Source organism: Armatimonadota bacterium (genome assembly GCA_017993055.1).
GTDB lineage: Bacteria > Armatimonadota > UBA5829 > DTJY01 > DTJY01 > JAGONM01.
The window spans coordinates 59,052-81,398 of the sequence record JAGONM010000003.1 but is presented as its reverse complement, the minus strand read 5'-3'; the positions used below and the strand labels follow the sequence as shown (position 1 = coordinate 81,398).

The window sequence follows — 22,347 nt, the reverse complement described above, 5'->3', positions numbered from 1 at the left end:
AGTCCCGTCTTCGGAGCACTTCGGTTCAGAATCGATAACTATAACGCGCAACGATTACTCTTCCTCAGCCGCAGTCTCCGACATCTTCTCCGCTCTCGCCGTGAGCAATGCCTCCGCAGTCGGGGCATCCAGTATGCGCGACATCATTGTCGTCAACTCGGCGTTCACATCGACATCCGCTCTAAGGGCGGAAGCCAGCTTGTCCACTCCCACGGACAGCACCCTGGAGTCCGCGGACCGAATGCTGTCCAGTAGTCCGGAAATCTCGGCCTTCATCCGCGTCGTCTCTTCGTCCTTCAGCTTCTGCAGTTCGTTGACCGCCTCTTCCCGAGATTCCCCGGTCAATCCCGCGAGCTTCTCTTGTCCGATCGTGAACCACTCATCCATCCTGTCGAGCTTCTTGACCTCAAGCAGTTCGGCGACGAGCTTCTCCCTGATCTGCGGATACTTGTCCTGAGGCGCAAACCTCACGTCTCCCACCATCTCCCCGGCGCGCTTCAAGGCTTCGGGGCTTCTGCGGACATCACGGACCTGCTTTGCAGTCAGAAGCTTGACCGCCGAGGCTACATATCCATCGTAGTCGGCCCAACCCTGCTTTCTCAATGACTCGAGTTCCCTGAGACCGGCATCCGCTAGCGATTTCGGAGTTGCGGGCACGGGCTTACCGTTGAGCAGGGCGTCCTTCATCTGCTCCAGAGGCGTCTTGATCTTCTCCAGTATCTGCTGTTCCTTCCGCGAGTACTCGAGACGTTTCGTGTTGACCTGCGCGACCTTCGCCGCGAGTTGGACCAGCTGGCTTCTGGAAAGACCCAGATCACTGATCATCTGCAGAACGTCAACCTCCGATCCCAGTTGCTTCAGTTCGGAACTCGAAACAGCCGCGACACCCCCAGTATCGTCGGCGCAAACTGCCGGGACGAAGCCTAACACGAAGCCCAGAACGATTGACGAAACCACTGCTCGATGATTGATCACCTGAGCCATTTTGATACTCCTCCCAAACCCGGCTCCTGAGTCTTGCAGAGCCGGCACAGGTTACGACGTGAAAGGCCGACTAATCGTTACGCTCGAGCAACACCTGTTCGCCCGAGCCAACCGACTTCAAGACCTGCACATCGCCGAGCACTCTGCCGACGACGTTCACTTCGCTGGCCGCGCGGCACTCCGACCCGCGACTGGCCGGTGTCGGACCGAAGAATATGCAAAACGCGCTCCCCGGGGGCCAGTAGGCAATATCGCCTATCTCGACAACCTCTCTACCGTCCTCCGACCCCGCGTTCACGGGGATGCCGAAGTAGATCTCGTCGCCCCATGTGTTTACGCGCCCTTCGATCGGAAGCGCAGCCCAGATAGCATCGGCGGTCTTACTGTCGTTCAACTCCGCCACAACCCCGACCCCACCGGCAGTGATCCTGATCACTCTGGCCATAGCACAACCTCCACCCTAGAACTGATGAGCACTCACCCCAAACTAGTTGTCCGCATTGAAGCGAGTTTCCTGCCGACCGATCCGAGGTATACGAGCACGGATTCCTTGCGCACGATCGCTCCGATGGGCTATGATGTGAGCAACATGGACGATGGGCGACTCTCACCATTCCTGACATACGCCGCCGTTATCCTCGGCGCCGCATTGACCGCAGCAATCGGTGTATACCTGGTCGCCACCACGAACCCGCGCGTGCCCGGCAAGACCGTTATCCGCTGGTGCGTCGATCCGAACCCGATCCGCAAGGAACAGATCAAGCTCTTCGAGTCCAAGCACCCGGATATCAGCGTGATCAACGACCCCGGCGCTGAGGCCCAGCGGCTTCTCACCCAGCTCGCCGGCGACGTCCCGCCGGACGTGATGGCGATCTACGACCCGCAGACGATCCGCCTGTTCGCCAAGAACGACGTGCTCCTCGACCTCCGACCTTACGTGGAGAGATACCAACTTCCGGTGGACAAGCTCTATCCCGGCCTGAAGCCGTACATCTACTACGTCGACAGGATAGTCGGCGTCCCGGAGAACTGCGGGCCATACGTGCTCTTCTACAACAGGAAGATGTTCCGCGAGGCAGGCGTCCCCTACCCCGAGCCCGGATGGACCTGGGATGAATGCCTCGATGTCGCCAAGAAGCTCACTAAGTACAGAGTAGTGAACGGGCGGAAGCTCCCCATCCAGAAGGGACTCTACGTCGGCACGAGCGACTGGTGGTTCTTCATCTGGATGCACGACGGACACCTCTACAGCCCGGACTTCAAGACCTGCACGATCGACTCCGAGGCCGCCAAGAAAGGCATCCGCTTCTGGGCAGACCTCCGGCTCAAGTATCATGTGACTCCGACCACCAGTGAGGCCCAAAGCATGGCTCCGACGGGCGCATGGGGGAGCGACGCCCTGCTCTTCCGCGAGTCACGAGTGGCGATGATGATCTCCGGGCGCTGGCTTGCGATCCAGTACCGGGAGCAGAAGGACCTCGACTGGGATGTCGTGAGCGTTCCTCACGGCCCGAACCGCGTGACCCTGCTGGCGAGCAAGTGCTACTCGATCCCGAAGACGTGCCGGCACAAGCACGAGGCGCTCACGTTCATCAAGCACCTCCTCAGCATGGACAATCAGCTTCTCGTGGCGAACTACGGTGACGGCATCCCAACGCTCCAGGACAGGGAGATCGAAAAGGCTTTCTCATACAATCCCGCTTACCCAAGCGAGAAGAACAACAAGCTGCACATCGAGGAGATGAAGTACGCCAGGGTGCAGGAGTTCTCGCCATACATCAATGCGCTCGATTCGGCCGCGATCATGTCGGTCGAGTTCGACAAGATGTGGCTGGGATCGCAGAGCCCCGACCAGGCGTGCGACAGAATAGCCAGGAGGATCAATGCGGTGATCCGGCGCAACCTGGCGAACCCGAATTTCCTGGACTAGAGCAACGGGACCGATGGGACGGATTTGACCTATGGGACGCATGACATACAAGAGGCGCGAGGCACTGGCGGCATATGGATTCCTGCTGCCCAACTTCATCGGCTTTCTGGTGTTCACCAGCATCCCGGTGGTTGTCTCGCTCGTCATGGCGTTCACCCACTGGAACATATTCAAGGCGCCGACCTGGGTGGGCCTCGAGAACTTCGTCAGTCTGCTGGGATTCCACCGCGAGGGAGGGCAACTGACATCGAACGACCCGTTCTTCTGGCAGTACGTCTACAATACGGTCTACCTCATGGCGGGAATACCGGTCGGGATGGCCGCGAGCCTGATCACAGCCCTCATCATGAACCAGAAGATCAAGGGCATCGTGATCTTCCGAACGCTCTACTTCCTGCCGGCGGTCTGCTCAGGCGTCGCGCTCCTGATCCTCTGGAAGTACCTCTACAATGCGGACATCGGCCTGATCAACAAGTCGATCCGGCTGGTGGGCGAATCGATCTACGGAAACAAGCTCTTCGCACTGGGATTCACGATATTCACCGCCGTCTTCTTCGGGATCATCGCGCTGGGAGTGGTCGGGCTCGTTCTGTCCCTCGTCCACTGGCTCTCAGAGAAGCTGAGGCTCACGTGGCCGGAATGGCTCTTCCGCGGACTGATTGTCTGCGCGGGAGCGGCGATCTTCATCGGAATGGGAGTCTATGGGCGGCAGGTCTACTCGATCATCAGCTTCTTCTTCGGGACTCCGCCGGACTGGCTCGGAACGGTCCAGTGGGCGAAACCCTCGCTGATCCTGATGGGACTCTGGGGCGGACTCGGCGGCTACAACATGATCCTCTACCTCGCCGCGCTCCAGGGCGTCCCGACATCGTACTACGAGGCCGCCGAGATCGACGGCGCGGGTCCGTGGCAGAAGTTCTGGGCGGTGACCTGGCCGATGATCAGCCCGACGACGTTCTTCATCCTCGTGATGAGCGTGATCGGCGGATTCCAGGGCGGATTCATGGTCGCGAATGTGATGACCGGCGGCGGACCGGCCGGAAGCACGACGACGGTCGAGTACTACCTCTACCAGACGGCGTTCGAGAAGTTCAACATGGGGTACGCCTCCGCGATCGCCTGGTTCCTCTTCGCCGTGATACTGCTGATGACGATGCTGACCTGGCGAATCGGCGGAAGGGTGGTCACGTATGAATAGGCTAATGAACCCTCTGATGAAGGCAGGCCTCTACACCATCCTGAGCGTCGGCGCGATCAGCATGCTCGTGCCGTTTCTCTGGATGATAAGCACGTCCATCAAGCAGCCGAACGAGGTGTTCGCGCCGGGCGGCGGGATCAACCTCTTCCCGGAGCACATGGTCTGGAAGGACACGGTGTTAGGCGGCCAGCCGATCCGCGCGTGGTGGGGCAACTACCCCGACGCCTGGAGGGAGATAAACTTCCCCCGACTCTACCTGTCGAGCATCTTCGTGGCGGTGATCGGCACTTTCGGTCAGGTACTTACGAGCGCGATGGCGGCGTTCGCCTTCGCCCGGCTCCATTTCCCCGGCCGCGACAAGCTCTTCTTCGCCTACCTGGCGACGATGATGATCCCCGGCTCGGTGACGATGATCCCCGTGTTCGTCATAATGAAGAACCTGGGCTGGATCAACACGTACCAGGCGCTCATCATACCCGGACTCTTCAGCGCCTATGGAACCTTCATGCTCCGCCAGTTCTTCATGGGGCTCCCCGGCGAACTCGAGGACGCAGCGAAGATCGACGGCTCGGGGTACGTCGGCATCTTCACGCGGGTGACGCTCCCACTCTCCAAGCCGGCGCTCGCGACCCTGACGACCTTCACCTTTATGGGCTTCTGGGGGAGTTACATGTGGCCGCTCATCGTGACCGTCACCGAGGCACCGCGAACCCTCCCGATCGGCCTGAGGTATTTCGTCGGGCAGCACGCGACGAACTACACGCAGCTCATGGCCGGCTCGGTCATCGCCCTGATCCCGGTTCTGCTGCTCTTCATATTCAACCAGCGCTACTTCGTCGAAGGCATCAAACTCAGCGGGATCAAGGGGTAGAACGGCGTTCGACCCAGGTATGCCAGTCCTCGCCTATGTCGCCACGGCGGCGGTAGCGCTCCATGAGGCGGCCGCAGGCACAGGTCCGCTCCCTGCTGGAGAGCCTGCTCACCAGTTCGCGGATGATCTCCGGGAATCGCCCGACCGCCGCATCGACGATCCGCCTCTGCTCATCGCTGATCAGCCCCTCGAAGAGCACGCCGGGGACGAACCGGCTAGGCTTGATGCCCTCGGCGTAGTTCGTCACGTAGCAGATCGACATATAGCACATCTCCAGTTCCTTGGCGAGGAAGACCTCCGGGACGAGCGTCATGCCGACCAGATCGCCGCCAAACGCCTTATACTTGCGGATCTCGGCGGGCGTTTCCAGGCGCGGACCCTCGGTGCAGACGTAGGTCGCGGTATCTCGGTGCTCGGCATCGAGGTCGGAGAGCACTGTGGATGCGTTGACTAGAAGCTCCGGGCAGAAGACGGGATTCTGGCGGACGAAACCGATCCCGAGACCCTCGAAGAACGTGTACGTCCGGCGCTTCGTCTCGTCGAGCAGATCGTCCGGCAGCACGTACTGACCGATAGTCAAGGAATCGTCTATCGCGCCGGGTCCCGACCAGGAGATGATACGCGCAGTCCCCAGATCCTTGAGCGCCCAGATGTTCGCGCGATAATTCACAGACGGCGCCGCGATATGGTAGCCCTTATCACCGTGGCGCGAGAGGAAGAGGAACTCGGCGTCGGCCGCGGCAAACCGGTGGATCGGCTGCGAGTCGCCGAACGGCGTCGAGATCGGTCCGACTCGCTCCCCGGCAAAGCTTCCGTTCTGCAGGAGCGTGTACGCGCCGCTCCCGCCTATGACTGCGATTGCGTCACTCATTGGCTTCCACCAGATCGTAGTATGTATTCCTCTTGCGCGGCGTGTACCCAGCCCCGGATATCGCCTCACGCAACTCATGCTCACTCATGCGGAACCGGATACCGGCCGCCGCAACGACGTTCTCCTCGATCATCGTGCTGCCGAGATCGTTCGCCCCGAACTTCAGCGATATCTGGCCGATCTTCGCCCCCTGCGTGACCCACGATGCCTGCAGGTTGGCAACGTTGTCGAGGAAGAGCCTGGATATTGCCAGGGTACGCAGGTACTCGTACGCCCCGACCTGCTCACCGCCGATATCGGTGTTCGACGGCTGGAAGGTCCAGGGAATGAATGCCGTGAACCCGCCGGTACGGTCCTGGAGGGTCCTGATCCGCGACAGATGCTCGACGCGGTCAGGGTAGGTTTCCGCGTGGCCGAACATCATGGTGGCCGTAGTACGCATCCCGAGGGTATGAGCGGTCTCCATGACGCCGATCCACTGGTCGGGGGAGCACTTCCCGGGGCTCACCGCTCTCCGGATGGAGTTGGAGAGAATCTCCGCCCCGCCACCCGGAAGCGAGTCGAGCCCCGCACCCCTAAGCCGACCGATGACTTCCTCTATCGTGAGACCCGAAACCTTGGCGATGTTGACGATCTCCGGTGGGGAGAACGAGTGCAGGTCTATGTCGAAGCGCTCTTTGATGCCACTAACCAACCGCTCGTACCACTCAATTCTCAGGTCAGGATGCAGGCCGCCTTGCATCAGAATCTGGGTCGCGCCGAGTTCGACCGCCTCTTGTATCTTTCGGTGGATCTCCTCGTCTGAGAGCAGGTACGCCTCTGACGACTCGGCATCCCGCCAGAAGGCGCAGAATCGGCACTTGGAGGTGCAGATGTTCGTGTAGTTGATGTTCCGGTCTACGACGTAGGTCCGGTACGGCTCGGGATGCATCCGGAGGCAGACGGCATCGGCGGCGAACCCCAGTTCGAGGAGTTGGCCCGACTCGAAGAGCGTCAGGGCGTCTGATCCGCCCAGTCGCTGACCCGCCAGGACTCCCTCAAGGATGGCGACCCAGTCCGTCATCTCAGGTAGATTCCATTCTGCGAGTCGCAGAACACCGACACCGGGCCCATGCGAAGGCCGGGCACCATGGCGCAGGATTTCTGCCGGAACAACTCCAGCGCCTGGTAGTGCCGCTCGGTCATATCGTAGTCCATGATCTCGCTGAGATACCTGTAACAGACCTCAGACGGCAGGTCGAGGCGCTTCGACTCCGACTCGCTGATCTCGTCAAGCGATGCCATGCCCCGCTGCCTGGCCTCGGTGAGAATGTCGACCAACTCGGGAGATGCCATGTCGGGATTCACCGCCCAAACCGCGAAGACGAACGGCAGGCCAGTGAGCAACTTCCATTCCTCGCCCAGATCGAGCATCGGCCAGCGGTCCTGGGGCGAGGTCATCGTGATGTCGCCGATCGTGACCGCGGCGTCGCACAGGTCGAGCATCTCCTCGACGTCCGGCCGCATATCCACGAAATCCGGCACGATCCCGTAGCGCTCGCGAAGAATGATTCGCGCGAGATTGACCGACGAGAGCGAACTGGTATCGAGGGCGACGGTGCGCAACTGATCGACAGGCTTGCCGAGGAAGATCCGGACGCTATCCGCCGGGCCGTCGCAGCCGATGCAGATCCCGGGTACCATCTGCAGGCCCGGGTTCTCGAAGCATGCGAAGACCGACAGAAGTCCGGCCGCGATCTCCTTGTCCTGGAGTTTCTGCGCCAACCTCGAAGGGACGTCGGTGATCAACTCGACTCGCGGTTCGCGTTCGAGGCCATGGACTAACGGCCTGCCGTTCAAATATGGCACTGCACCGATCTTCATCTCTCTACCTCGTTGTAGAGAGTATCGCGCTCGACGGGGATCGTGCCTGTCTCGGAGATCAGCCGGAGTATCTCGGGAACGGAGAGGCCCTGGGGGGTCTCCGCCCCGGCGGAGTGGGTGATCTTCTCCTCGACAACCGTGCCGTCGAAGTCATCCGCGCCGAAATGGAGGGCGACCTGTGCCAGCTTGAGGCCGAGCATGATCCAGAAAACCTTTATGTGGTCGAAGTTGTCGAGCATCAGCCGAGAAACGGCGATCATCTTCAAGTCGTCGATCCCCGAGCGCTTCCCGAAGTTCGAGATGTCCGTGCCCTGGGGGTGGAACGCGAGCGGGATGAACGCTAGGAATCCGCCGGTCTCGTCCTGCAGATCCCTCAGACGGAGCATGTGGTCTATGCGCTCCTCAGGGGTCTCTATGTGTCCGTAGAGCATCGTGGCGTTCGAGCGGATGCCGAGTTGGTGGGCGGTGCGCATCACATCGAGCCAGCCGTCTGATGAGAGCTTCTCGGCACACAGGTTCTTCCGGATTCTGGGAGCGAAGACCTCAGCCCCTCCTCCGGGAAGTGATCCGAGGCCCGCGTCGCGAAGCCGGATCAGCGTGTCCCTGATGCTGAGGCCGGCGATCTTTGCCAGGTGATCGATCTCGACCGCCGTGAACGCCTGAATGTGGACGGCCGGCATCAAGCGCCTGAGTGCAGAGAGCATCTCCACGTAGTAGCTGAACGGCAGATCAGGGTGCAGACTCCCGACGATGTGCAGTTCGGTGTAATCAATCTCCTGCCGGACTTCGTCCGCCCGACAGATCACCTCTTCGAGGCTCATCGTGTATGCACCCTGCTCGCCCTCGTTCTTCCGGAACGCGCAGAACCGGCAGTGGTTCTTGCAGAGGTTGCTGTAGTTGATATGCCGGTTGACGATGTAGTAGGTCCGGTCGCCGTTCATTCGCCGGCGGACGAAGTTGGCCGCCCAGCCGATCGCCAACAGGTCGTCGGACGCGAAGAGCCGCACGCCATCCTCGAAGTCAAGGCGAACCGCCCGCTCCACCTTCTCGACTATGTCGCCGATATCGGACTTCAGCGCCAGTTCTCTCATCAAGCAGCCCTTCTGACCAACAGATCAACCAAAGCAAAGATAAGAAAGCCTATGCTTACTAATCCGTTCGTGCTGAAGAATGCGACGTTCACTCTGCTGTAATCGTCCGGCCTGACGAGGCCCTGCTCGTAGGCCAGCAACCCGGCAACGAGGGCCGTCCCGACCCAGTACAAGGTCCCGAGTTCAAGTATCATCCCGAACCATGTCAGCAGAAGCACTGCCGCCAGGTGAAATCCCCGCGAAACGAGGAGCCCTGCAGCCGGTCCGAGCGCCTTCGGGATTGAGAAGAGCCCCTGTTTACGGTCGAACTCCAGGTCCTGGAGCGAGTAGATGATGTCGAAGCCGGCGGTCCAGAACATCACCGCCGCCGATAGCACCATCGGCGCGAAGTCGAGCCGTCCCGTCACCGCGATCCAGGCGCCGACGGGGGCAATCCCGAGCGCAAGGCCAAGCACCAGATGCGAGAGCGACGTGAAACGCTTAGTGTAGGAGTAGCCCAGAACGATCAACAGCGCAACCGGCGAGAGCGCGAAGGCCAGTGGATTCAGCATCCACGACGCCAGCACGAAGACGGCTGCCGAGCCGAGGGTGAACCACCAAACCTCGGCCAGCCTGACCGCACCGATCGGAAGAGCGCGCCCGGCGGTTCGCGCATTCAGCCTGTCGTAGTGAAGATCGGCGATGCGGTTGAATGCCATCGCGGAGCTTCTGGCGCCGACCATCGCGACGAGGATCCAGAGCATCGCCCAAAGCGACGGCATTCCGTTCGCAGCGAGGAACGCGCTGGTGAGCGCAAATGGGAGCGCGAAGATCGTGTGCTCGAACTTGATCATCTCGAGGATCGTGCGCACTTTCGCCAACACGGCGCTACTCCTCGATTCCATGCCACTCTGGCGCCGAGGGGTGCACGAAACCCAACTGCTGGATCACTCGTGCTACGACGAACTCCACCATGTCATCAACCGTCTTCGGATGCGAATAGAAGGCAGGCGATGCGGGCAGGATGATCGCCCCCGCTTCCGCGAGCCGCGTGAGATTGCGGAGATGGATGAGGTTGAACGGCGTCTCGCGAACGACCATGATCAGCTTGCGATTCTCCTTCAGGCAGACGTCGGCGGATCGTGTGATAAGGTCGCTCGATACGCCTGACGCGATCCGACCCGCGGTACCCATGGAGCACGGGATGATGACCATGCCTTCGGACGCGACCGACCCGCTGGCCGGCGGCGCGGTCAGGTCGTTCGGCGAGCAGAGCGTGATCTTCTCTGACAACGTGCCGAGGGACTCATCGGCGTCCGCATAGAGACCAACTTCCGTCCTGATGACGGTCCTCGCGTTGTCCGACACGATCGTGTAGATGCGGTCGTAGTGACGGAGAATGCTCTCGAGAAAGCGGACTCCGTAGACACTTCCGCTCGCTCCGGTTATCGCGACTACAAGGGTGCGTTCCACTCTCATACTTCTAGAGGCCCAACTCATCCCAGACGGAATCAATCTTCCTGACAACGTCAGGGCTCATCACGATCTCATCGGGCCATTCACGGGAATGTCCCTCGCTTGGGAGCTTCTTAGTCGCGTCGAATCCCATCTTGTTTCCGTAGCCGAGTTCCGACGAAGCGTGATCGAGGATATCCAGCGGACCCTGGACGAACTCTATGTCCCGCTTCGGGTTCACATTGTTGCCCAGCCGCCAGAGAACCTCGCTCATATCCTGGACGTCCACACGCTCGTCCACGACTATGATCATCTTTGTGAACGCCATCTGCCCCATGCCCCAGAGAGCGTGCATGACCTTCCGTGCGTGGCCGGGATAGCGCTTCGCAATACTCACGACGGCGAGGTTGTGGAACACGCCTTCGATCGGGAGGTTGATATCCACGATCTCAGGAAGCTGCAAGCGAAGGAGTGGAAGGAAGATGCGTTCGGTCGCCTTCGCCATGAAGCAATCTTCCTTGGGCGGCCTGCCAACGATGGTCGCCGGATAGATCGCATCCTTCCTGCGCGTTATGCAGGTGACGTGGAAGACCGGGAACTGGTCGGCGAGCGAGTAGTAGCCGGTGTGGTCGCCGAACGGGCCTTCCACCCGCCGCTCACCCGGGTCAACATGGCCCTCGATGACGATCTCCGCATCCGCGGGGACCTCGATGTCAATCGTCTTGCACCTGACCATCTCGACAGCCGACTTCCGCAGGAATCCCGCGAAGATCATCTCGTCGAAATCCTCGGGGAGAGGCGCTGTCGCCGCGTAGATGATCGCCGGATCGCCGCCGAGCCCAACCGCAACTTCCATGCGCCGCCCGAGCCGCTCGTACTCCGCATAGTGCCGGGCGCCGACCTTGTGGGGATGCCAGTGCATGCCGGTGGTCTTCTCATCGTAGACGTGCATCCGATACATGCCGACGTTTCGCACGCGGGTGTGCGGGTCCCTGGTGAAGACCATCGGGAGGGTGACGAAGCGGCCTCCATCCCCCGGCCAGCAGTGGAGGATCGGGAGTTCGTCCAGAGAGGCATCGTCCGTCTTGACGATCTCCTGGCACCTGGCGGACTTGACCGTCTTCGGCATGTATCCCGCGAGCTTGCCGTACTTCGGGAGCATCGCGATCTTGCCCATAAGTGTATCGGGAACATCGAGGCGCAACAGGTCCTCGATCTCGCGAGCGATCTGCTCGACCGACTCGACTCCGAGAGCCATCGCCATACGCCCCGTGGATCCCATGGAGTTGATGAGCAGCGGGATGTCGTATCCCGTGGGATGCTCGAAGAGGAGCGCCGGCCCGCCGTCTCTCATCACTCGGTCGGCGACTTCGGGAATCTCGAGAACCGGACTAAGCTCGCTGCCGATGCGCTTGAGCTGTCCGGCCTTGTCCAGGTGGGCTATGAAGTCGTGCAGGTCCTTGTATGCCATGACGCGGTGCCAGTCCTCAGCGGGGATGCGTGAGTCAGTCTAGCACCGCGCCCGGATCGGTGTCAAACGCCAAGAGCCGCTCTCGCCCGCGCCTCAAACTCCCTGATATCGTCTGGCGAGTTCAGAAGTCCGATCTCGAGGTGGTACTCGCGAATCTCGCCCGGTTTGAGGAACTGGAGGGCGCCACGCGCTCTCTCTTTCGCTCGGCCCTCGACGCGGCAGTTGGCGGGCTCCATGCCGACGACGTATGTACCCGCATCGTTCATCTTCCACTCGGTGAACTCGGGGAGTTCCCTCTTCGGATACTTCACGTAGACCCCGAAGCCCTGCCCGCCGTTGAAGCCGGGATTGACGATACCCGCCGACACATCCCCCTTCGCATCAGGGATCATGTCGAGGTAGTAGCACTTCTCCTTGAAGCCGACGGTCGGCGCGGGGAACTCGGCGTACTTCTCCCTGTCTATCTCGGCCTCGGCATCGCGCGGCTGGGAGTCTTTGATCGGGCCGATCAGCCGGCTGCCCTCGTCAATCACCGGGAAGCCGAGGTTGATGTGATAGAGGATCATGTGCTCCATCTCCTGGTAGCCCATGTTCGTCACCTTGTCGTGAATCCAGATCTTCGACTCGCCGAGTCTGGCCGTGATCTTGCGATCCAGTTCGATATTCTCGCCAAAGACGACTGTTTCGCGCATCCTGCCCCTGACCCACATGACGTAATCGTCGCCCTGCCACTCGCCATCGGCATAGACGTTGGTCGCCGGCGTGTTCGATATACGCCCGTGGAGGCCGAGTTCCCTGCCCTGGTCAACCGTCGGAGCGCCGGCGTATGTAAGCCCGCAAGTCACTACCAGGCCGCCGTAGAAACTCCGCAGCCAGCGGAGTCCCGGCTCCTCAAAGTACTGGGGAGCAACATCAGAGGTAGATGATCGCCAAGCAAGCGACTGCCCGCAGAACTCGGCAGAGGAGATATCGAGACCCCTGTCGATAAGTACCGAGAAGTTCAGGCCGGTGCCGGTGCGGAAGTCGGCGGTTCGGACGCCGCGCTCGAAACCGTCCGCACGCTCGTGAACGCGGACCCCACCGATCTGAGACAAGTCCCCCACTCTCTTGAGCAACTCATCCCTCGTATAGGACTTTCCGAAAAGCCTGGGCATAGTGTCCGCCTCCTTGTGGTTAGTGCTGATGGCCGATTGAACGGATGTACTTGTCTATCGCGTGGGCGGCCTTCTTGCCGGCACCCATCGCCGTGATTACCGTCGCCGCGCCGGTGACCGCGTCCCCGCCGGCGTAGACCCCGGGGATGGAGGTCGCGCCGGTCTCCTCATCGGTCACGATTCCGCCCCATTTCGTAGTCCGGAGATCAGGAGTGCTATGTCGAACCATCGGATTTGGGCTCTGCCCGATGGCGATGATGGCCGTGTCCACCTCGATGGTAAACTCCGAGCCTTCGACTGGAACGGGCCTTCTGCGCCCCGTGTCGTCCGGCTCGCCCAACTCTATCCGAATGCACTCGACGGCGCGAAGCCAACCCTGCTCGTCGCCTAAAAACCTTACCGGCGCGGTGAGCAGTTCGAAGGCCACCCCCTCTTCCTTCGCGTTCTCGATCTCCTCCTCTCGTGCAGGCATCTCGGCTCGAGACCGTCGGTAGACGACGGAAACCCTGTCAGCGCCGAGCCTGAGCGAACAGCGGGCGGCATCCATGGCCACATTGCCCGCACCGAAGACAGCGACCTTCTTCCCGATCTTGACGGGAGTCACATACTCGGGGAAGCTCCGGGCCTGCATGAGGTTCACACGCGTCAGAAACTCGTTAGCGGAGTAGACGCCGTTCAGGTTCTCGCCCGGGATGTTCAGGAACTGCGGAAGACCCGCGCCCGTGCCGATGAAGATCGCGCCGTAGCCCATATCGAAGAGGTCCTGCACTGTCAGCGTCCTGCCGATGACGACGTTGGTCTTCAGTTCGACACCCAGGGACTCCACGTACTCGACCTCACGCCGCAGTATGTCACGGGGAAGCCGGAAGTTCGGGATGCCGTACGTCAGGACGCCACCAGGCTCGTGCAGGGCTTCGAAGAGCGTAACATCGTAACCGAGACACGCGAGTTCACCGGCGGCTGTCAGCCCCGCCGGCCCCGCACCGATGACGGCCACTCTCGCCAGGTGGAGGTCGGGCGGCGGCTCCAGCGAAACCTCACAGAGGCCCATCTGCTCCTGATGCGATGCCTCCCAATCCGCGACGAAACGCTCGATCCGGCCGATAGCAACGGGTTCACCCAGCTTCCCGAGCAGACACACCTCTTCGCACTGCTCCTCCTGCGGGCAGACTCGGCCGCAGATCGCGGGGAGCGCATTCGTTCTCTTCAGCAGCACTGCGGCCTCGGCGAACTTGCCCTCCGAGACAAGTCGTATGACCCCGGGAATGTCAATACCGACGGGGCACCCAGCGACGCAGGGCCTGTTCTTGCACTGGAGGCATCGTTTCGACTCCCTGATCGCCTGATCTTCATCGTATCCGAGCGCAACCTCATCAAAGTTCCGCGCTCGCTCCTCCGGCGACTGACGCGGCATATCCTCACGCGAGGCGATCTGTTTCGGCATCAGTGACAACAACCTCCCGCGTGATGCTCGTGACTCTCGACGGCTCTCTTTTCCTCGTCGAGATACATCCTCTTTCGGGCGACGAGTTCGTCCCAGTCCACCTCATGCGCGTCGAAGTCCGGCCCGTCCACGCAGGTGAACCTCGTCCGACCGCCTACGGTAACCCTGCACGCGCCGCACATCCCCGTGCCGTCCACCATGATGCTGTCCAGACTGACAACGGTCTTAAGACCGGCGGGCTTCGTCATCGCCGCGACAACCTTCATCATCGGGACCGGACCGATAGCATACACGAGGTTGATCTCTCGACCGCCCGCGATGATCTCCGTGAGGATTTCGCTCACGTATCCCTTTCGGCCGTACGAGCCGTCATCCGTCGTGACGTGAAGTTCGTCGCTCGATGCCCGCATGTCGTCCTCCAGGATGACTAGTTCCCTGCACCGGGCACCGATGATCGAGATGACGGTGTTTCCTGCCTGCTTGAGCGCACGGGCGATCGGCCTCAACTCCGCGACTCCGATACCGCCGCCGACGCAGACGACGGTCCCGAAGTTCTCGATATGCGACGGCGTGCCGAGCGGGCCGACAACGTCACGGATGTAATCCCCAACATCGAGGATCGCCAGCTCGTTCGTTGACCTGCCCATATGCTGGAATATGACAGTGACCGTCCCTCGCGAGGCATTCCAGTCCGAGAGCGTGAGCGGGATTCGCTCGCTCTTGTCATGTGTCCGCAGGATGAGAAACTGCCCCGCCTGCGCCTTAGCCGCGATCAAGGGGGCTTCGATCTCCAGGAGAGTTGTGACTTCTCCGAGCTTCTGCTTGTTGACGATCCTGAACACCCGAAATGCCCTCCCGATAGTGGGTGGCGTACCGCCCTTACTCCACTTCTCCATACTCCGCGAGGATCGCCTCGGCCCGCTCGGTATCGGTTGCCGGAACGAGAACCTGGCCCCACAGACCCTCCGCCGGAACCATCATGCCATCGAACCACGACGTATGTAGCGGGCGTACGACCGCTGGAACGCCCTGATCCTCCAAGGCGGATTTCACTATGTTCGCGGAGACCTCGTTCTTCGCATCGTATACGGCCTCGAAACCTTCCCGAGATTCCAGGTCTCTATCGCTCATGTCGCACCTTCATCATTCGCGCAGTAGCCTCGGCGACGAGTTCGCCGGAAGCGTCACGCGCCTCAGCGGCGCAGTCAATCACGCGGCCCCTCTGGCCAACGATCCATCCAACGAACGTCAACTCCTGCCCGGTCCGAGCCGGCCGCTTCAAACGCACCGTCAACTCCGCCGTGGGGGCCTGATACCCCTTTGCACAGAGCAGGCGCGCCATGACCTCGTCGAGCACGGTGCTGATGATTCCACCATGAGTAACGCCACTATAACCTTGATGCTCCGGCTTCGGAGTGAAACTGGTGACGTATCGATCGCCGTCGAACTCAAAGGTCAGCTTCAGGCCGACGGGGTTCCTCTGCCCGCAGACAAAGCACATCCGATCGTCGGCAAGCTCCATCTATCCTCCTCCAGCGAGTCGCGACTGGCCGAAACCGCAAAGCTCCAGCAGCACGCACGGATTACAGTCCGGGTTCTGAGCCTTGCAGACTCGCCGACCGTGGGTCACGAGGTTCACGTGAAACGAGTAGACCAGTTCGCCCGAGACCACCGCCTGCAGGACGTGATGCGCTGCCTCGGCGGAGACACCCGCACCGATCAGGCCGAGCCGCTTCGCCAGCCGGTGGACATGCGTGTCCACGGGAAGTACGGGGCGCCCAAGCGAGAACATCAGCACGCATGAGGCGGTCTTGATGCCCACGCCGTCGAACTGCATCAGGAAATCCCGCGCCTCCTGATCGGGCATTTCTGCAAGGAAGTCCAGACTCAGGCCGCCGGTGCGCTCCAGTATATCGTTCAGCGCCTGACGTATTCGCGGCGCCTTGATCTTCGCCAGGCCGCCGGGGCGGATAGCTTCCTCGATCGCGGAGACGTCGGCAGTCCTGACAGCATCCCAGTCGGGGAAACGCTTGCGCAAGGCATTGAAAGCCCGCGTGTAGTTCGCGGCCGACGTGTTCTGCGACAGAATGGTCAGCACAAACTCATCGAGCGGCCCATACCTCGGTTTGGCATCAGGCCGCCCGTACTCTACTTCGAGCAAGGCGCATATCCGTGCGATCCGGTCCATACCTCGCAGACCCCGATGGCCCGATTATATCATACGCGGGGGCAACCCGCAACGGAATCCGAGAACGTTGACACAGAACAGGGCGTGTGATACCATTCTTCCCGGTTTGCCGACTCCAACCCTAGGTTTTCAGAGGCGTGTCACAAGTGGCTTCTCAACTCTCAATCGAACAGCAGATCGAGATCATCAAGCGCGGGACTCTGGAAATAGTGCCCGAGGATGAACTCAAGGCCAAGCTGCAGAAGTCTCAGAAGACCGGCAAGCCTCTAAGGCTCAAGCTCGGGCTCGATCCGACCGCACCGGACATACACATCGGGCATACGGTCGTGCTCCGCAAGCTGCGGCAGTTCCAGGACCTCGGTCATGAAGTAACAGTCCTGATAGGCGACTTCACCGCACTGATCGGAGACCCCTCAGGCCGCTCGGCGACTCGTCCGGTCCTGACGGCGGAGGAGATCGCCGTCAACGCGAAGACCTACGCCGACCAGTATTGCATGATCCTCGCCCCGGAGAAGACCAGCGTCCGGTTCAACAGCGAGTGGCTCGGCCCGCTCTCATTCGCCGACATCATCGGGATAAGCTCAAAGGTTACGGTGGCCCGGATGCTCGAGCGCGACGACTTCGAGACGCGGCTCGCGGACGGACGGCCGGTCGGCGTGCACGAGCTGCTCTATCCAGTCGCGCAGGCATACGACTCGGTAGCACTCGAGTCAGACGTAGAACTCGGCGGCCTCGATCAGAAGTTCAACATCCTGCAGGGGCGCGATCTTCAGCGCGAGTTCGGCCAGGAGCCGCAGGTTGCGATATTCATGCCGATCCTTCCCGGCCTCGACGGCGTGCAGAAGATGAGCAAGTCGCTCGGGAACTACGTGGGCGTGACCGAAGAGCCGAACGAGATGTTCGGGAAGCTCATGTCCATCCCGGACTCGGTGATGATCGAGTACTTCACGCTGGTGACGGACGTGCCGATGGAGGAGATCAAGGCGATCGAAGAGGGACTCAGGGCGGGGACGCTCCATCCGATGGACGTGAAGAAGCGGCTTGGCAGGGAGATCGTGACGATCTACCACGACTCGGATGCGGCATCCCAGGCGCAGGCGGAGTTCGAGCGCGTCTTCAGCGAGCGGGAGGTCCCGACGGACATCCCGGAGATCGAAGTGCCGCAGGACGCTATCAAGGACGGCAAGGTTTGGATCGTCAAGCTGCTGATCGTCGCAGGGTTCGCGCCGACGAACAGCGAGGCGAGGCGACTCGTCCAGCAGGGCGCGGTGACTCTCGACGGCGAGAAGATCGGCGATCCGGCCGCGGAGATCGAGGTCCGGGACGGCCGTATTCTGAAGGTCGGCAAGCTGAAGTTTGGAAAGTTGGGAGTTGGGGGTTGAGCATGACCCTGACAAGCATCATCGAGAGCGTCTTTGCACGGCTTCACATACCGCAGAGCCTCGTGCCATTGGCTGTGATGTTCGTCGCGTCTCTCGTCATTCTCGCCTTCATCCTATTCACCGTTCTGTACCTCATCTACGGCCTTCGGAAGATCATGGGATGGATACAGTCTCGTATCGGCCCGAACCGCGTCGGGCCCTATGGCCTCGCGCAGACGATCGCCGACGCCCTCAAACTGCTCACCAAGCAGGATATCATACCGGCGAACGTGGACAAGTGGGTCTTCGTAATCGCGCCGATAGTGGTCTTCGTCCCGGCCTATATGGTATACATCGTGATCCCGTTCGGCAAGGGCGGCGGATGGATCGCACAGGACTTGAACATCGGCATCCTCTACATTGCGGCGGTGACGACGATCCCTATCCTCGGGATTATCATGGCCGGATGGGCGTCGAACAACAAGTGGTCGCTACTTGGAGCCTATCGTGCGGCGGCACAGGCTGTGAGTTACGAGGTTCCTCTAGTGTTGGCGATGGTGCCGCCGGTGATGCTCGCGGGAACGCTGAGCATGCAGGGGATCATCGGCGCGCAGTCGGGCACGTTCTTCGGCATCTTCCCGAAGTGGTTCCTGGTGACACAGATCGTGGGATTCGCGGTGTACATGACAGCATCACTAGCCGAAGCGAACCTCGTGCCATTCGATATCATGGAAGCGGAATCGGAGTTAGTCGCAGGGTTCAACGCCGAATACAGCGGCATGAAGTTCGCGTTCTTCTTCCTGGCCGAGTTCGCCAGTACCTTCACGATAGCGGCCATCGGGACGACGCTGTTCCTCGGCGGATGGCTGCCGATTCATCCGGCGCTGGGATTCATCCCGCCGATAGTGTGGTTCTTCGCGAAGGCCGTGATTCTCGTCTTTGTTCTGATGTGGATTCGATCAACCCTGCCCAGAGTCCGGGTTGATCAGATGATGAGCTTCGGATGGAAAGTACTCATCCCGATCGCGCTGCTGAACATAGTCTGGACCGGCGCGGTTGTCCTGCTTTCGTAGTTCCGTACTCGTACCCGAATCCCAATCGTACTCCCAGGTACGAGCGGAGAGCCGAGTACGATTACGACTAAGAGTACGAGTATGAGCAAGAGAAAGAAGCTGGTTGAATACGTTGGTGAGGCCTGGTACACGATCTACAGCATCGTGGCCGGCCATATCGTCACGTTCATCAACCTCTTCCGGCGGAAGGTTACGCTTCAGTATCCCGAGGTCAAGTGGGATCTTCCCCAGGGCTACCGCGGCCTGATCACCCTGCCGGTTGACCCGAAGACGGGGGAGGACAAGTGCATCGGCTGCCAAGCGTGTGTGAAGGTCTGCCCGACCCAGGTGATTGACGTCCCGACGCATCAGGGCGAAGACAAGAAGCGCGTCGTTGACGGATGGACCGCGAAGATCGGCCAGTGCATGTTCTGCCAACTGTGTGTCGAGGCCTGCCCGACTCAGGCCATCGTCATGAGCGACGGCTACGAACTGGCCACATTCTCGCGCGAGGAGACAGTCTACGACCGTAAGAGGCTGAACGAACTCGGCGGTTCGTTCCCCGAAACGCCCGATGAAGAACCGGTCGCAGCGGCGAAGGAGGGCGAATAGATGCCCCCGATCATCGAACAAGTCGGTTTCGGCGTAATGGCGCTGATCGTCATCGGCTCGGCGCTCGCGGTCGTGACCCTGCGCAACATCTTTCACTCGCTGCTGTTCCTGGCGCTCGCATTCCTCGGTATCGCGGGGATATACCTATTCCTGGCCGCCGACTTCATCGCGGTCGCGCAGGTGCTGATCTATGTCGGAGCTATCGTCATCCTGATGATGTTTGCGCTGATGCTGACTCACCGGGTGATGACGACCGATCTGAGGCAGACGCTTGGGAACTGGATATGGGCGGCGGCGGTCTCGGCCTGGGTGCTTATCGTGCTCGTCAGGCTGGTCGTGCTTCACCCGTGGGGCGTGGGGAATATGCCAGGCAAGGCGCCGACTACCGCGACCATCGGCGTCGAGCTTCTGACGAGATACCTGCTGCCGTTCGAGCTCGCATCCATCGTGCTGCTGGTGGCAATCGTCGGGGCGATAGTCCTGGCGAAGGAGGACAAGCCCGATGATCCCGCTTGAGTGGTATCTCGGCCTGAGCGCGGTCCTGTTCTGTATCGGGCTCTACGGCGTCCTGAGCAGAAGGAACGCGATCAGCATCCTGATGGGCGTCGAACTGATGCTCAACGCGTCTAACATCAACCTGGTGGCGTTCGGGCGGTTCCTCCAGCCGCAGGTACTGACCGGACACGTGTTCACGATCTTCGTCATCACGGTCGCCGCCGCAGAAGCCGCCGTCGGCCTCGCGATCGTCATCTCGATCTACCGAAACTCGTCCCATATCAACGTGGACGAGGTCAACACGATGAAGTGGTAGGCCATGGAAAGCATCGCTAACCTGACCTGGCTCATACCGATCCTGCCGCTCGCGGCATTCGGGCTGATCCTGCTCACCGGCAGGCGGGGCCCGGGGAGAGGCGCCTACATCGCCATCGGGGCGATCGCGGCCTCGTTCGTCCTGTCGAAGCTTGTCGGCTGGTGGACGGTCACGCACGCGTTCGGCGGCCATGAGTTCGAGCCGTTCGAACGGAGCGCGCTCTGGGTCACGCTCGGGGACCTGCCGGTGCGCATGGGCTTCATGGTCGATCAGCTCACCGCCATGATGCTAGTCGTGGTCTCCCTCGTGGCGATGCTGGTGCAGATATACTCGATCGGCTACATGCACGGCGACGAGCGATATCCCCGCTTCTTCGCGTACCTGTCGCTCTTCAGCGCGGCGATGCTCGGCCTGGTGATCGCAGACAACCTGCTGCTGTTCTTCGTCTGCTGGGAACTCGTCGGCCTGACATCGTATCTGCTAATCGGATTCTGGTTCGAGCGACCGGCCGCCATGCGCGCGGCGAAGAAGGCGTTCATCGTCACCCGAGTGGGCGATGTCGGTCTCTTCCTGGGGATCATTCTGCTCTACAGTCGGACCGGGAGCATCAATTTTCACGAGGTGTTCGCGCAGATACCGAACATTCTGAACGCGACGCTGTCTATCGGCACGCTCTCGATCCCGATCCTGCCACTTGCCGGACTGCTGCTCTTTGCCGGCGCGGTGGGCAAGTCCGCCCAGTTCCCACTCCACGTCTGGCTTCCCGACGCGATGGAGGGCCCGACACCGGTCAGCGCGCTGATCCACGCGGCGACGATGGTTGCGGCGGGCGTCTACCTCGTAGGGCGGACGTATCCGGTGTTCGCATACCAGGAGCCTTCGATCTCGCTGATGGTCGTTGCGATCATAGGAGCGATCACGGCGCTGATGGCGGCGACGATTGCGACGGTCATCAACGACATCAAGCGCGTGCTCGCCTATTCGACGATCAGCCAGCTCGGATACATGATGATGGCTCTCGGCCTCGGACCGATCGGCTACACGGCGGGCCTCTTCCACCTGATGACCCACGCGTTCTTCAAGGCGAACCTCTTCCTCGGATCGGGCAGCGTGATACACGGCACCGGCACGCAGGACATGCGCGAGATGGGCGGTTTGGCGAAGAAGATGCCGAAAACGTACTGGACCTTCCTAGTCGCCACCTGCGCGCTCGCGGGCATTCCCGGATTCGCGGGATTCTTCAGCAAGGACGAGATCCTGCTCGGGGCATTTCATACAAACACATGGCTTTTCGCCGCCGGACTTACCGCCGCGTTTTTGACCGCATTCTACATGACGCGGTTGATGGCCCTGACCTTCTGGGGCGAGCCGCGTAGTCACGAGGTCCATGCCCACGAGAGCCCGCACGTGATGACTGTGCCGCTGATCGTGCTGGCGTTCCTTTCGATAGCCGCCGGATGGATCGGGGCGCCGTGGAATAACCTCTTCCATCACTTCATCCATTTCGGTGAGGCCGAGGCAGAGAGCATCAACTTGCCGGTCATGGCGATGGCGACCGGATCGGCGTTCGCTGGCATCTTGCTGGGATGGCTGGTGTTCGTGAAGAAGGTGGTCCCATCCGGCGTATTCCGGCAGAGGCTCGGCTGGGCGCACACCCTGCTGGCGAACAAGTACTACTTTGATGAGATCTACTGGGCGATCCTGGTAGTACCGCTTTTCCGGGTGACGAGAATGCTCGCTCTGTTCGACCAGAGGATCGTCGATGGTCTGGTCAACGGCATCGGATACCTGACGCTCGGCGTCTCGATCGCCCATGCCTGGATTGACAAGTACATCGTAGACGGCCTGGTGAACGTGATCGGCGGAGCGACCAAACTGAGCGGCCGAGTACTACGGTACGGTCAGACCGGCGTGGCGCAGGGATACGTGATGGTGTCCATAGTAGGGCTCTTCGGCATATTGGTGGTGTTCCTGTATCTCTACAGATAGACCGTTCGAATGACGGCTAATGA

At 60.9% G+C, this 22,347-nt stretch carries 24 protein-coding genes; 9 read left to right on the top strand and 15 right to left on the bottom strand.

The genetic code is table 11. The annotated features are described in order from the left end of the window. Window positions 1-54: 54 nt before the first annotated feature. Window positions 55-984, bottom strand: a complete 930-nt coding sequence (locus KBC96_02080; protein ID MBP6963172.1) for a hypothetical protein — start codon at window positions 982-984, stop codon at window positions 55-57. Between the two features lie 70 nt (window positions 985-1,054). Next, window positions 1,055-1,429: a hypothetical protein gene (locus KBC96_02075; protein MBP6963171.1), complete on the bottom strand. Its 375-nt coding sequence runs from the start codon at window positions 1,427-1,429 to the stop codon at window positions 1,055-1,057. A 105-nt stretch (window positions 1,430-1,534) separates the two neighbouring features. On the opposite strand from KBC96_02075, the gene KBC96_02070 reads away from it, so the two are divergent. From KBC96_02070 to KBC96_02060, 3 genes are read left to right on the top strand one after another with little or no spacing between them, the layout of a single operon-like run. Further along, window positions 1,535-2,914, top strand: a complete 1,380-nt coding sequence (locus tag KBC96_02070; GenBank protein MBP6963170.1) for a sugar ABC transporter substrate-binding protein — start codon at window positions 1,535-1,537, stop codon at window positions 2,912-2,914. Window positions 2,915-2,945: 31 nt separating this feature from the next. Next, window positions 2,946-4,112 carry a sugar ABC transporter permease gene (locus KBC96_02065; GenBank protein ID MBP6963169.1) on the top strand — a complete coding sequence of 389 codons (1,167 nt, stop codon included), beginning with the start codon at window positions 2,946-2,948 and terminating at the stop codon, window positions 4,110-4,112. Further along, window positions 4,105-4,983: a carbohydrate ABC transporter permease gene (locus KBC96_02060; protein MBP6963168.1), complete on the top strand. Its 879-nt coding sequence runs from the start codon at window positions 4,105-4,107 to the stop codon at window positions 4,981-4,983. The genes KBC96_02065 and KBC96_02060 overlap by 8 nt, the downstream gene beginning before the upstream one ends. On the opposite strand, the gene KBC96_02055 is transcribed toward KBC96_02060, so the two are convergent. From KBC96_02055 to KBC96_01995, 13 genes are all read right to left on the bottom strand, one after another. Further along, complete coding sequence (locus KBC96_02055; protein ID MBP6963167.1) at window positions 4,973-5,854, bottom strand: MTAP family purine nucleoside phosphorylase; 882 nt, start codon at window positions 5,852-5,854, stop codon at window positions 4,973-4,975. The genes KBC96_02060 and KBC96_02055 overlap by 11 nt on opposite strands. Continuing rightward, window positions 5,847-6,917, bottom strand: coding sequence for a dehypoxanthine futalosine cyclase (mqnC, locus tag KBC96_02050; GenBank protein MBP6963166.1), 1,071 nt, complete (start codon window positions 6,915-6,917; stop codon window positions 5,847-5,849). Before mqnC ends, KBC96_02055 begins: the two co-directional genes overlap by 8 nt. After that, window positions 6,914-7,717 carry a menaquinone biosynthesis protein gene (locus KBC96_02045; GenBank protein MBP6963165.1) on the bottom strand — a complete coding sequence of 268 codons (804 nt, stop codon included), beginning with the start codon at window positions 7,715-7,717 and terminating at the stop codon, window positions 6,914-6,916. Before KBC96_02045 ends, mqnC begins: the two co-directional genes overlap by 4 nt. After that, entirely contained in the window at window positions 7,714-8,808 is a 1,095-nt protein-coding gene (mqnE, locus tag KBC96_02040) for an aminofutalosine synthase MqnE (GenBank protein MBP6963164.1), read from the bottom strand. The genes KBC96_02045 and mqnE overlap by 4 nt, the downstream gene beginning before the upstream one ends. Continuing rightward, complete coding sequence (gene ubiA / locus KBC96_02035; protein MBP6963163.1) at window positions 8,808-9,692, bottom strand: putative 4-hydroxybenzoate polyprenyltransferase; 885 nt, start codon at window positions 9,690-9,692, stop codon at window positions 8,808-8,810. Before ubiA ends, mqnE begins: the two co-directional genes overlap by 1 nt. Next, entirely contained in the window at window positions 9,676-10,266 is a 591-nt protein-coding gene (locus KBC96_02030; GenBank protein MBP6963162.1) for a UbiX family flavin prenyltransferase, read from the bottom strand. Before KBC96_02030 ends, ubiA begins: the two co-directional genes overlap by 17 nt. A 4-nt stretch (window positions 10,267-10,270) precedes the next feature. Then, window positions 10,271-11,713: a menaquinone biosynthesis decarboxylase gene (locus KBC96_02025; protein MBP6963161.1), complete on the bottom strand. Its 1,443-nt coding sequence runs from the start codon at window positions 11,711-11,713 to the stop codon at window positions 10,271-10,273. Window positions 11,714-11,775: 62 nt separating this feature from the next. Then, window positions 11,776-12,867 (bottom strand): aldose 1-epimerase family protein, encoded by a 1,092-nt coding sequence (locus tag KBC96_02020; GenBank protein MBP6963160.1) that lies wholly within the window; start codon window positions 12,865-12,867, stop codon window positions 11,776-11,778. 19 nt (window positions 12,868-12,886) lie between these two features. Continuing rightward, on the bottom strand, window positions 12,887-14,311 hold the full coding sequence (gene gltA / locus KBC96_02015; protein ID MBP6963159.1) for an NADPH-dependent glutamate synthase: 1,425 nt from the start codon (window positions 14,309-14,311) through the stop codon (window positions 12,887-12,889). Continuing rightward, entirely contained in the window at window positions 14,311-15,153 is an 843-nt protein-coding gene (locus KBC96_02010; GenBank protein MBP6963158.1) for a sulfide/dihydroorotate dehydrogenase-like FAD/NAD-binding protein, read from the bottom strand. Before KBC96_02010 ends, gltA begins: the two co-directional genes overlap by 1 nt. A 37-nt stretch (window positions 15,154-15,190) precedes the next feature. Continuing rightward, window positions 15,191-15,442, bottom strand: coding sequence for a DUF2007 domain-containing protein (locus KBC96_02005; GenBank protein ID MBP6963157.1), 252 nt, complete (start codon window positions 15,440-15,442; stop codon window positions 15,191-15,193). Further along, on the bottom strand, window positions 15,432-15,833 hold the full coding sequence (locus tag KBC96_02000) for a PaaI family thioesterase (protein MBP6963156.1): 402 nt from the start codon (window positions 15,831-15,833) through the stop codon (window positions 15,432-15,434). The genes KBC96_02005 and KBC96_02000 overlap by 11 nt, the downstream gene beginning before the upstream one ends. Continuing rightward, complete coding sequence (locus tag KBC96_01995; GenBank protein MBP6963155.1) at window positions 15,834-16,472, bottom strand: endonuclease III; 639 nt, start codon at window positions 16,470-16,472, stop codon at window positions 15,834-15,836. A 173-nt stretch (window positions 16,473-16,645) separates the two neighbouring features. Between KBC96_01995 and KBC96_01990 the strand changes: the two genes are divergently transcribed. The 6 genes from KBC96_01990 (at window position 16,646) to nuoL (ending at window position 22,324) form a co-directional block, all read left to right on the top strand. After that, on the top strand, window positions 16,646-17,881 hold the full coding sequence (locus KBC96_01990; protein ID MBP6963154.1) for a tyrosine--tRNA ligase: 1,236 nt from the start codon (window positions 16,646-16,648) through the stop codon (window positions 17,879-17,881). 2 nt (window positions 17,882-17,883) lie between these two features. Continuing rightward, on the top strand, window positions 17,884-18,933 hold the full coding sequence (gene nuoH, locus KBC96_01985) for an NADH-quinone oxidoreductase subunit NuoH (GenBank protein MBP6963153.1): 1,050 nt from the start codon (window positions 17,884-17,886) through the stop codon (window positions 18,931-18,933). Between the two features lie 81 nt (window positions 18,934-19,014). After that, entirely contained in the window at window positions 19,015-19,524 is a 510-nt protein-coding gene (locus KBC96_01980) for an NADH-quinone oxidoreductase subunit I (GenBank protein MBP6963152.1), read from the top strand. Next, window positions 19,525-20,040, top strand: coding sequence for an NADH-quinone oxidoreductase subunit J (locus KBC96_01975; GenBank protein MBP6963151.1), 516 nt, complete (start codon window positions 19,525-19,527; stop codon window positions 20,038-20,040). Beyond that, window positions 20,030-20,335, top strand: coding sequence for an NADH-quinone oxidoreductase subunit NuoK (gene nuoK / locus KBC96_01970; GenBank protein ID MBP6963150.1), 306 nt, complete (start codon window positions 20,030-20,032; stop codon window positions 20,333-20,335). The genes KBC96_01975 and nuoK overlap by 11 nt, the downstream gene beginning before the upstream one ends. A 3-nt stretch (window positions 20,336-20,338) precedes the next feature. After that, window positions 20,339-22,324 carry an NADH-quinone oxidoreductase subunit L gene (nuoL, locus tag KBC96_01965; protein ID MBP6963149.1) on the top strand — a complete coding sequence of 662 codons (1,986 nt, stop codon included), beginning with the start codon at window positions 20,339-20,341 and terminating at the stop codon, window positions 22,322-22,324. The last annotated feature ends 23 nt before the right edge of the window (window positions 22,325-22,347 follow it).

Excerpts from the sequence above, each read along its gene's own strand:
- KBC96_02030 (MBP6963162.1), bottom strand. The coding sequence starts at position 10,266 with ATGAGAGTGGAACGCACCCTTGTAGTCGCGATAACCGGAGCGAGCGGA.
- KBC96_02055 (MBP6963167.1), bottom strand. The coding sequence starts at position 5,854 with ATGAGTGACGCAATCGCAGTCATAGGCGGGAGCGGCGCGTACACGCTC.
- KBC96_01980 (MBP6963152.1), top strand. The coding sequence starts at position 19,015 with ATGAGCAAGAGAAAGAAGCTGGTTGAATACGTTGGTGAGGCCTGGTAC.
- KBC96_02065 (MBP6963169.1), top strand. The coding sequence starts at position 2,946 with ATGGGACGCATGACATACAAGAGGCGCGAGGCACTGGCGGCATATGGA.
- KBC96_01975 (MBP6963151.1), top strand. The coding sequence starts at position 19,525 with ATGCCCCCGATCATCGAACAAGTCGGTTTCGGCGTAATGGCGCTGATC.
- KBC96_02000 (MBP6963156.1), bottom strand. The coding sequence starts at position 15,833 with ATGGAGCTTGCCGACGATCGGATGTGCTTTGTCTGCGGGCAGAGGAAC.
- KBC96_02025 (MBP6963161.1), bottom strand. The coding sequence starts at position 11,713 with ATGGCATACAAGGACCTGCACGACTTCATAGCCCACCTGGACAAGGCC.
- mqnE (MBP6963164.1), bottom strand. The coding sequence starts at position 8,808 with ATGAGAGAACTGGCGCTGAAGTCCGATATCGGCGACATAGTCGAGAAG.
- KBC96_02045 (MBP6963165.1), bottom strand. The coding sequence starts at position 7,717 with ATGAAGATCGGTGCAGTGCCATATTTGAACGGCAGGCCGTTAGTCCAT.
- KBC96_02080 (MBP6963172.1), bottom strand. The coding sequence starts at position 984 with ATGGCTCAGGTGATCAATCATCGAGCAGTGGTTTCGTCAATCGTTCTG.
- nuoL (MBP6963149.1), top strand. The coding sequence starts at position 20,339 with ATGGAAAGCATCGCTAACCTGACCTGGCTCATACCGATCCTGCCGCTC.
- mqnC (MBP6963166.1), bottom strand. The coding sequence starts at position 6,917 with ATGACGGACTGGGTCGCCATCCTTGAGGGAGTCCTGGCGGGTCAGCGA.
- KBC96_02075 (MBP6963171.1), bottom strand. The coding sequence starts at position 1,429 with ATGGCCAGAGTGATCAGGATCACTGCCGGTGGGGTCGGGGTTGTGGCG.
- KBC96_02060 (MBP6963168.1), top strand. The coding sequence starts at position 4,105 with ATGAATAGGCTAATGAACCCTCTGATGAAGGCAGGCCTCTACACCATC.
- nuoH (MBP6963153.1), top strand. The coding sequence starts at position 17,884 with ATGACCCTGACAAGCATCATCGAGAGCGTCTTTGCACGGCTTCACATA.
- KBC96_02005 (MBP6963157.1), bottom strand. The coding sequence starts at position 15,442 with ATGAGCGATAGAGACCTGGAATCTCGGGAAGGTTTCGAGGCCGTATAC.
- gltA (MBP6963159.1), bottom strand. The coding sequence starts at position 14,311 with ATGCCGAAACAGATCGCCTCGCGTGAGGATATGCCGCGTCAGTCGCCG.
- ubiA (MBP6963163.1), bottom strand. The coding sequence starts at position 9,692 with ATGGAATCGAGGAGTAGCGCCGTGTTGGCGAAAGTGCGCACGATCCTC.
- KBC96_02020 (MBP6963160.1), bottom strand. The coding sequence starts at position 12,867 with ATGCCCAGGCTTTTCGGAAAGTCCTATACGAGGGATGAGTTGCTCAAG.